The organism is Allobosea sp. GW821-FHT09G06, assembly GCF_059416005.1.
This window is the reverse complement of the sequence record NZ_JBWKOI010000002.1, coordinates 1247372-1257082: the sequence shown is the minus strand read 5'-3', so window position 1 is coordinate 1257082 and position 9711 is coordinate 1247372. Positions and strand designations below refer to the sequence as shown.

At 64.8% G+C, this 9711-nt stretch carries 9 protein-coding genes; all 9 read left to right on the top strand.

Annotated features, from left to right (window positions below; all coding sequences use genetic code 11):
• Positions 1-112: 112 nt before the first annotated feature.
• From AC07NY_RS16215 to AC07NY_RS16175, 9 genes are read left to right on the top strand one after another with little or no spacing between them, the layout of a single operon-like run.
• Positions 113-2356 (top strand): phage tail tape measure protein, encoded by a 2244-nt coding sequence (locus AC07NY_RS16215; protein WP_494584662.1) that lies wholly within the window; start codon positions 113-115, stop codon positions 2354-2356.
• Positions 2356-2712, top strand: a complete 357-nt coding sequence (locus AC07NY_RS16210) for a hypothetical protein (protein WP_492286362.1) — start codon at positions 2356-2358, stop codon at positions 2710-2712. The genes AC07NY_RS16215 and AC07NY_RS16210 overlap by 1 nt, the downstream gene beginning before the upstream one ends.
• Positions 2712-3215: a DUF1833 family protein gene (locus AC07NY_RS16205; RefSeq protein ID WP_494584661.1), complete on the top strand. Its 504-nt coding sequence runs from the start codon at positions 2712-2714 to the stop codon at positions 3213-3215. Before AC07NY_RS16210 ends, AC07NY_RS16205 begins: the two co-directional genes overlap by 1 nt.
• Positions 3215-3616, top strand: coding sequence for an NlpC/P60 family protein (locus tag AC07NY_RS16200; RefSeq protein WP_492286364.1), 402 nt, complete (start codon positions 3215-3217; stop codon positions 3614-3616). Before AC07NY_RS16205 ends, AC07NY_RS16200 begins: the two co-directional genes overlap by 1 nt.
• Positions 3613-7254, top strand: coding sequence for a TipJ family phage tail tip protein (locus AC07NY_RS16195; RefSeq protein ID WP_494584660.1), 3642 nt, complete (start codon positions 3613-3615; stop codon positions 7252-7254). The genes AC07NY_RS16200 and AC07NY_RS16195 overlap by 4 nt, the downstream gene beginning before the upstream one ends.
• Positions 7251-8156: a hypothetical protein gene (locus AC07NY_RS16190; protein ID WP_492286366.1), complete on the top strand. Its 906-nt coding sequence runs from the start codon at positions 7251-7253 to the stop codon at positions 8154-8156. The genes AC07NY_RS16195 and AC07NY_RS16190 overlap by 4 nt, the downstream gene beginning before the upstream one ends.
• On the top strand, positions 8156-8815 hold the full coding sequence (locus AC07NY_RS16185; RefSeq protein ID WP_492286367.1) for a hypothetical protein: 660 nt from the start codon (positions 8156-8158) through the stop codon (positions 8813-8815). Before AC07NY_RS16190 ends, AC07NY_RS16185 begins: the two co-directional genes overlap by 1 nt.
• Positions 8816-8825: 10 nt before the next feature.
• Entirely contained in the window at positions 8826-9293 is a 468-nt protein-coding gene (locus tag AC07NY_RS16180; RefSeq protein ID WP_492286368.1) for a hypothetical protein, read from the top strand.
• A 58-nt stretch (positions 9294-9351) separates the two neighbouring features.
• Positions 9352-9708 (top strand): hypothetical protein, encoded by a 357-nt coding sequence (locus AC07NY_RS16175; RefSeq protein WP_492286369.1) that lies wholly within the window; start codon positions 9352-9354, stop codon positions 9706-9708.
• Positions 9709-9711: the final 3 nt, after the last annotated feature.

Here is a 9711-nt window from a genome sequence, read left to right as displayed (position 1 = left end):
GCTTCATCGCGCTGATTCCTTCTGGAAACCAGCATCAAAACAGCCCCGACCTGCAGCAGATTTGAGTCAGACCCAAAGTTGGACGCCGATCCCCCGCCTCACAGGGTCAAACTTGCACGCCGAAACACATGCGGAAGCGGCAGGCAATCGCACGGCTGCGCAGAAGGCTCTGTTCGATGCCTTCAACCCGACCCTGCAAGAGGCTGCGACCAAGACGAATTGGCTCGCTAAGGCCTGGGAGAATGTCACCCGTTGGGCTGGCAATGCTGCTGATAGCATCGGCAAGGCCGTCGCCGGTAACACGACGCTCGACGATCGCATCGCGAAGCTGCAGGAGCAGATCGCCAACCGGCAAAGCTGGGGCTTCGACACGGACACTTTGCAGGCTGAGCTCAATCCCCTCCTGCGCGAGCGCCGGTCGAACCGCGAGGCGCTAGACACGCGCACAGCCGATGCCCGCGCGCGGGAGCTTTCTGGTCAGGCTGGTGATGTTCTCCGCTCGATCTTCAGCGACGAGTCGGGACTGCAGAACCTGCGCAATCAGAAGGAATTGCTCGAAAAGATCTTCGGCGACAGCTCGGCGATGGCAAAGCTCGGGTCGCTGGCGCCGAAGGTGTCGGAAGGCATCGAGCGGCTGAATTCTAGCATCGAGAATTTCGAGACGGCGGCCCAGCGGGCTGTGAACGACAACGCTTTGCAGATTCAGTCGATCAATGCCTACTCGCTTTCGCAAAAGGTCGCTGTCGAGATGGAACGTGCCCGGATGGAGGCGATCCGGGCCGGGCGCGGCGAGCTGCAGGCCGGGGTCGAGGCTGAGCAAGCACGGTCGCGCGTCATTGCGGAGGCCAATCGCCAGCTTCGTGATACGGCGCGCGACCTAAAGGAGGCCGGCGGCCTGATCGGCCTCTCGCCTTTCGCGCGGAGCTTGCAGGAGGCCCGCAACCAAAGCCGCCGGGAAGGTGAGACGTTGAGCGGCGCCTCTTCGACGGGCTCCTTTCGTGGAAACCTGACGCGCGACCAGTTGCTCGATCTGATCGAGCAGAAGGAGAGCGGCGGCCGCAACGTGCAGAATTATCGGTACGACGCGACCCACACCGCGCAAGGCTATTTCCAGATTACGGACTCGACCTGGAGGGATATCGCGAGGGCGGCCGGGATCAATCTCGGCCAATACCCGAATGCGATGTCGGCGCCTTATGCCGTGCAGCGCTCGGCCGCGAATGCTCTCCTCGATACGAGAGGCGTGCAGCCCTGGGCGCCGCACAACCCTGCTCTGCGCAATGCCCTCGGTGCGGCGAATGACAATAGTAGCGCCGGGCTCAATGCCGCGGCTCGCGAGGCCAATGTCCTGAAGGAGGCTTACGAGGGCTGGAACACGCCTCTTGCTACCGCCAATCGCGCCCTCGACACCCAGATCGCGCTGCAGGATCGTGCAGCCGACAGCTTCATGAAATCCACGGCTGAGATCACTGCGGCTCAGGAAAAGCAGCGGCTGCTTAATGAGTACATGGCCCAGGGCATTCCGATCACGGAAGGGCTGGCTGGCAAGATCGAGGACTATGCGCAGCGGGCGGGTGCGGCGGCAGCTGCCTCGGAATCGTTTGCCAATGTGCAGAAAGCGGCGCGTGACTTCGGCGATATCGGTCGAGATGCGCTCAAGGGCTTCATCTCCGATCTTCGCTCGGGCAAGTCTGCGGCCGAGGCGTTCCAGAACACTCTAAGCCGCATCGCCGACAAGCTGATCGACATGGCGATCAACGATCTGTTCGGGAAGGCGTTCGGCGGCACCGGCGGCAGCACCGGGAGCGGCATTTTCGGACTGCTCGGAAAGGCACTCGGGATCGGTGGTGGAGGCTATAATTTCAACGGCTCGGGCTCGTTCAGCTTCGGCGCTGGGGGCTATACCGGGATGGGACCGTTCCTTCCGAATGCGTTGGGCAACGCCTTCGGCCCGTCCGGTTTGCATGCCTTTGCCCTTGGCGGTGCTTTTACAAATAGCATCGTCAGCCGGCCGACCCTCTTCCCGTTCGCGAACGGAACTGGGCTCATGGGCGAAGCTGGACCCGAAGCTATCATGCCGCTGCGGCGCGGGCGCGATGGTCGCCTCGGCGTCTCGGCTGCAGTCGCGGCGGCAGCGCCCGCGCAGTCCGCGTCGCCGATCGTAAACAACGTCCAGGTCGTGGCCCCGGAGGGCTCCAAGGTGCGGCAAGAGGAGCGACGCAACGAATCCGGCGGCAAGGATCTCCTCGTCTTCATCGACGAGGCCGTGGCTGACCGGATCTCGACGCCGGGCAGCAACTCGAATCGCGCACTTCGCACCGGTTACGGCATCCAAACCGGCTTGACGAGACGCTGATGCCTGCAATTTGGCCAACCTCCCTGCCCTTCCGCTTCATTGCCGGGACTTATGATCGAGCGCCCGGAGACGGGCGACTGCGCTCCCGAACCGATGCCGGCCCGGCCAAAGTTCGCCGTCGCTCTGCAGCGGTGCCTACCAACCTCTCTGGCGTCATCTCGATGAGCACCGGACAAGTGCTAGTGTTCCGCGACTTCGTCGAGTTGACCCTGATGAACGGGTCTCTCCCGTTCCTCTTCCCCGATCCACAAACGGAAACGCCCATCCTCGTGCGGCTTGGTGACAAGCTTCCGAAGGAGAACGATGCGGGCTTTGACCGGTGGAATCTGGCGCTCGATCTTGAGGTCATGCCGTAATGGCCCGCGCCGTCTCGCTGAAGTTCCTGCGCGCCCTGAATGCGCAGGAGACCGACGAGCTTCCGGTCGTGCTGCTGACGATCACGCATCCGGAACTGGAGGATGGTCCTGCCCGCCTCTGCAGCAGCGGCTATCGCATTCAGCAGGAGCCCCTGCTCTACGGAATGTATAGCCGCGGCCTGCGCTACGTGGCGCTTCCGTTCACGACGGTTCTGCCCGATGACAAGGAAGATGCCGCACCGGTCGCCAAGCTCTCGATCGACAATGTCGACCGGGAACTCGTCGCCCTGCTGCGGTCGACGACGACGCCGGCGGAAGTGGGCATGGAGATCGTTCTCGCGTCGTCGCCCGACGATGTCGAAATCGAGTTCCCGCCCTTCGACCTCGTCAATGCGGAATATGACGACGTGGCGATCACGATCACGCTGGCGATCGATGCGCTCGCGACCGAGCCGTACCCGTCCGGCACCTTTGATCCTGCGAGCTTCCCAGGCCTGTTCTGATGGATCTTTCCGAATTCGTCGGGTTGCCGTGGGCTGACAAGGGCCGCGGGCCGCAGGGCTATGACTGCTGGGGCCTGCTGCAGCTGGTCTATCGCCGGCGCCTCGCGATCGAGCTGCCGGATTTCAGCGAATTCTATGTGACGGCGACCGATCGCAACGCCGTCGCCGCGGTGATCGCCGGCCACCGCTCGCCGTGGCGCGAGATCGCTCCCGACGCCGTCTGCCCGCTCGACGGCGTGGTCATGCTGGAGGGCGGCGCCGCATGCCATGTCGGCATCGTCGCCTCGCCCGGCTTCGTCCTGCACATGGTTCCCGAGGGAGATTCGGTGATCGAGCCTTACACCACCGGCAAGCTGCGGCGGCGGATCGACGGCTTCTTCCGACACGAGGCCAGCGCGTGAATCAAATCGTTCAGGCTCCGCTGCATGGCGAGCTGCTTGGTGCCGCCGACAGCGTTCGCGTGGTTGCGTCGCTACACCCGTTCCGCTCGACCCGCGTCGAGGTGATGATGCCGGCCGGTCTCTCGATCGCCGAGATGATCGCGACGCTTCCGGTTCACCGGCTGCCTCACCGCCTGCTGGCCTCGATCGACGGCGACCCGATCCCGGCTGCATTGCATGCGCGTGTGCGGCCGAAGGTCGGCCACACCGTCACGCTCGTCGCAGTGCCGCAGGGCGGCAAGGGGGGCGTCGGTCAAATCCTGATGATCGCCGTCGCGGTTCTGGCGCTCGTTGTGACGGCGGGCTGGGCCGCTCCGGTCATCGGCGGAATTTTCGGAGCTGGCGTAGGCGCGGCGTTCGCCGCGGGCACGCTGGGTGCTTCGCTGTTGGGCGCCGCCATCTCGATCGGCGGAGCGCTTCTCGTGCAGGCGCTCTTTCCGCCATCGAAGCCGAAGAGAGAGGTCGAGCCGGAACACCGATACTCGATCGGCGGCGGGCGCAATGGAGCGAGCCCCTATGGCACTGTGCCGGCGACTCTCGGCTTCCACCGGATGCAGCCGCTCTATGCGGCGAAGCCCTATACCGAGATCATCGGCGACGATCAGTATCTGCGCATGCTCTTCGTCTGGGGTTATGGCCCGGTCGACATTTCCGATCTGAAGATCGGGACGACGCCGATCGGTCGATACAATGGCGTCGAGATCGAGACGCGCCTCGGATACCCCGGCGATGCGGCGGTGACGCTGATGCCGCAGGAGACTTTCGAGGAGGCGATCAACGTCGAGATGGAATACGGCGAGCCGATCTCGCGGACGAGCGCTGCCGATGTCGACGAGCTCAGCTGGGACGTGACCTTTCCCGGCGGCCTCTATGCCACTTGGTCGAAGACTGGCGCGCAGCTGCCGATGGCGGTGAGCTACCGCTTTTCCTATAGGCCGGTCGGCTCCGGTAGTTGGATCACCGTGTTCGAAACGCAGGCCTATGAGAGCCGCAAGGACGCGTTCCGCCGCGGCTTCCGCCTCCCGGTATCGCGCGGCCAATACGAGATGCGGGCCGAGCGGACCTCGGCGAAAGGCCTGAACATCAATTCCAGCGCGGTCGAGACGTTGATGCTCACGGCTATGCGGTCAAGCCGGAACGCCTATCCGCTGAACTTCCCGAAACCTCTGGCGGTCACCGCGATCCGCATCCTGGCGTCGTCACAGCTCAATGGCGTCGTCGACACGCTGAACGGCCTGGTTCGCAGCTACGTGAAGGGGTGGAACGGCTCGGCTTGGGTTGAAAACACGCTGTCGAACTGGCCACCCGATCTCTTCCGTCACGTCCTGCAAAGCGCGCCGAACGCCCGCCCGGTTTCAGACGATCGCATTGACCTGGTCGCGCTGCAGGGATGGTGGGCCTTTTGCAAGCTGCACGGGTTCACCTTCAACAAGGTTCTGGAGCAGGCGGCGTCGGTGGTCTCGGTGCTCGACGAGATCTGCGCAGCGGGCCGCGCCGTTCGGGTCTTCGTCGATGGCAAGTGGTCCGTGATTTGGGATCGGCCCGACTTGCCGATCGTCCAGCATTTCTCACCGCGCAACTCGCGCGATTTCAGTGGCAGCCGGCGCTATCTGCGCATGCCGCACGGCTTCCGCGTCAAGTTCCTGAACGAGACGAAGAACTATGAGCAGGATGAGCGGGTCGTCTATGACGACGGCTATACCAAGGCCAATGCGACCCTGTTCGAAGCGATCGAGTTTCCGGGCGTCACCAATCCCGATCTGATCTGGAAGCACGGCCGATTCCACATTGCGCAGGTCCGGCTGCGGCCGGAAACCTACAGCCTCACCGTCGATTTCGAGAACCTGGTCTGCACGCGCGGCGACCGTGTCCGCGTCAGCCACGACGTGCCGCTCTGGGGTCAGATCAGCGCCCGCGTCACCGCCGTCAGCGGCTTCGAGATCACCCTCGACGAGTGGGTCGTGATGGAAGCCGGCAAGAACTATGTCGCGCGCTTCCGCCTCGAGGATGGGACGAGCGTCCTGCACAACGTCACGCGGATCGTCGGCGAGCACCAAACGATCTTGCTCTCCGCCGACGCGGCCTTGCCCAAGGTCGGCGACCTGATGCTCGGCTTCGGCGAACTCGGCCGCGAAAGCGTGGTGCTGCGCGTCCTGCGGATCGAGCCGGGCGCCGACATGTCTGCGACGCTCACCCTGGTCGACGACGCCCCGGAGATCAGCCAGGCCGATACCGGCACGATCCCGATCTTCGACAGCAAGATCTCCGCGCCAGTCAACCCGCTGGCGCTGGCACCCTCCGATCTCGTCGTTTCGGAAGAGCTGTTCACCCTCGGCGGCGATATCCGGGCCGCTGCGCGCATCAGTTGGCGCGTTCAGCGCACCGGCTTTGCGACAAGCTATGAAGTGCAGATCCGCGACGACAGCATCGCCAATTCGGACTGGCGCCCGCTGGCTACGGTGCCGGTTCCGCAGACGACGACCTCGACCGGAGAGCTTGCGCCGGGCACGTACTCCTTCCGCGTGCGTTCCCTCTTCTCGACTCTGCAGCCGTCCGGCTGGCAGGAGCGGCTCTTCGAGGTGTTCCAAGGCCTTAATGCCCCGCCGCCGGACGTGACGGGATTCCGGATCGCGTCGCTGGCCGATATCGCCACGCTGACCTGGAACGCGATCTCGCAGCTCAACCTGAGCCATTTCGAGATCCGCTATTCGCCGCTCACCGTTGGCGTCACCTGGGGCTCGGCCGGCGTGATCGTGCCGCGTGCGTCCGGTGCGCAGGTGCAGATTCCGAACCGGGTTGGCACCTATCTGATCAAGGCCGTGACGCAGCAAGATCAGGCCTCGACGAACGCGGCGGTGCTGACCTCAACCATCGCGCAGCTCGCCACGGTGAACGAGGTCGAGATCATCGACGAGGCGCCGGCCTTCGCTGGCACGATGAGCGGCGTCGAGAAATCGGGAAGCTTCCTGCAGCTGGCAGCGCCGGGCGGCGTCATGCCTGCGACCGGCACCTACTATTTCGCTGGCAGCGTCGATCTCGGCGCCGTTTACACCTCGCGCCTGACGCCGACCGTCGACGCGTTCGGCGCGTCGCTGAACGACGTCATGGCATCCTGGCGGACGCTCGCCGAGGTCGAGCGGCTGGCGAACGCCGAGCCATCGCAATGGGGCGTGCGCGTCGAGTACAGGATGACGTCCGTCGATCCGGCCGATGACGACTGGTCGGATTGGGCGACCCTCGTCATCACCGACCTGACGGCTCGTGCTTTCGAGTTCCGCGCGATCCTCACAGGCACGCTGACCTACAACGTGACGCCAGTCGTGCGGGCGCTCTCCGTACAGGTCGACATGCCCGATCGCGTCGAGGCTGGCGACGACCTGCTCGTCGGCACCTCTGGGCTGCGCATCGACTTCACCCCGCCCTTCAAGCGGCTGCGCGGCGTCGCGCTCGCGATTCAGGATCGGGCGTCTGGCGACCGCGAAGAGATCACCGAGAAAGACGAAACCGGCTTCATGCTGCGCTTCTACAACGCCGCCGGCTCGCCGGTTGCGCGCACGGCCGATTTCGTCGCGAAAGGCTATGGAAGGGTCGAGGCATGAGCCAATTCGATTGGGGCACGATGCTTCCGGTCAGCACGTCCGGCACGCAGCTTGCCGACAAGCTCAACCAATATAAGGCTGCAGCGAACTCGAACCATTCCGGCTCGAATAGGCCAGATTATGCCGTCGCTCGGATGATGTGGTTCGACACTTCGTCTGAGCCATGGAAGCTCATGCTGTATGACGGTGCCGACGATATCGTCGTCATGCAGTTCGATCCGGTCGGCAACACGCCGATCATCGGGCTTGGCGCCGAGGTCGAGGTGGAATCGGCCGCAACTGTCAACCTTGCTCAGCAGAAATCCAACCTGGTGCGGATTACCGGTACCACGGCGATCGAGAGCTTTGGCAATGCCGGGGCGGGCATCCTGCGCTTCGTCCAGTTCACCGAGGCGCTGACATTGACGCACGGTGCCAATCTGGACCTGCCCGGAGGCGCCAACATCGCGAGCGGGGCCGGCGATCGAGCGATCATGCTCTCGGTCGGCGCCAACGCCTGGCGCTGCGTCTCCTATACCCGCGCCAACGGCTCGACGCCCGCGAACCGCGATGCGAGCGTGGCGCAATACCGGGCCAAGGCCGCGAAGCTGGTGACGGCGGAGACGGCCTTCGCCGCTGCTGCCCCCGTTTCCCTCACCGATGCCGCGACGATCGCGGTCGACCTGTCGCTCGGCTTCAACTTCAAGGTGACGCTGTCGGCCAGTCGAACGCTGGGCTATCCCAGCAACCGCATCCCCGGCCAGACCGGGCGGATCAAGGTGGTCACGAACGGCTACGGCCTGAGCTATGCGGCCGGCTACGTGTTCACGAACGGCATCGCGCCGGCCTTGGGGGCGAAGGCCTATCTCGACTATTTCGTCGACGAGGATGCCGTTCACCTCATGGGTTCGCGGCTTTCGTAATGCTTGCGAAGCCCGCGATCCTGCGGCGCGAGCGGCGGCTCGTGCTGCCGCCGACGCGCAGGCTGATCCTGCCCGTGCGCGCGACCTTGCCGGGCACGGCTGGGGTGCGCTCGACGAAGAACGTCATTGCCCAGACGCTGGTCTATGGGCCGGGCACCTACACGTTCACCTGGCCGGAATTCAACCGGATCGTCTTCGACCTCTCGGCGGCTGGCGGCGGCGGCGGTGGTGCTGTCACGTCCGACAATCAAGGGCACTTCTTCACCGGCGGCGACGGCAATGCTGGAGGGTGGAGCTACATCGACCTGAACGGGTTCGGCATTTACGCCTATGGCGGTGGCGGTGGCGGCGCCAACAACGGCGGCGGAGGGACGCAGGGCTATCACGGCTCGGCCGATAACGGCGACAGCAACATCTCTGCTGGCGGCGCCGCCGGCGGGGTCGGCGGCTATCCGCAGTTCTTCCAGGGTGGCTATGGCGGCTATGGCGGACGCGTGATCCGCACCGTCACGGACGGGGCTTCGGCTGCCAAGCTGTTCGGCCAGACCTCGACCCTCGTGGTGGGAACAGGCGGCGCGGGCGGCCCGAACGGCGCCTCCGGGTTCTTCGGCTACGGCGGCGCCGGCGGCAACGGCTACGCCACAATCACCATTTCCTAAGAGAGAGATCATGGAGCGCTGGATTATCCGCAGGGTCGGCGGAGGCGAAGTGCTGCGCGTCCGTGAGGGGCAGCAATTCGAATGGGCCGATGTCATCCATGCGCAGGACTGGATCAGCCGGCATAGCGACGAGGAGCTTGCCGAGCTTGGTTTCGAGGTCGAGCATGTCGCGATCGAGGCGCCGCCCGAACCGGAGCGGCCCGTCATCGCGTCGCGCCGGCAGTTTTTCAAAGCCTTGGCGTTGCGCGGACATATCTCGCAGGCCGAGGCCCTTGCGGCAGTGACGGTCAACGCCATTCCGGCGGCGCTGCAGACCGAGATCGACAAGCTTCCGGAGGCTGAGCGCTTCGGTGCGCAGATGGATGTTGCCGGCGCGGCCGAGTTCGACAGCCGACACCCTTTGACGCTGCGCCTCGGCGCCGGGCTCATGAGCGCCGACGCTCTCTCCGAATTCTTCGCCTTCGCGAAAACCCTCTGAACCCTCAACCCCGCCATGACGGACGGCTGGCCGCGCGCCGGCCGGCAGGAGCGCGCCCATGACGATGCTGATCGAGAACTGGCCTGACGGATCGAACCGGGCCGCGCTGGCGCCTCCGGTGTCCGACTATGTCGAGGACGTCGTGCTGGCCGCAGACACCATCGTCCGCGTCCAGATCCCGCAGGGAAGGCGGTTCTTCGTCATGAGTTTTGACGGAGATGTCCGGATGAAGCTCGGCGTCAATACGACGACCTTCGCTCTGCCCACAGCGAGCACGACCAGCGGCGCCGGCTCGATCCTGAACCCGCAGGCGCGTCGCATTCCCCCCCGTCTCGCTGACAGCGCGACCGTCCCTACGCATCTCGTGTTGCGGGCGCCTGCCGCCTGCAAAGGCTCCATCGAATTCTACGAGTGAGGT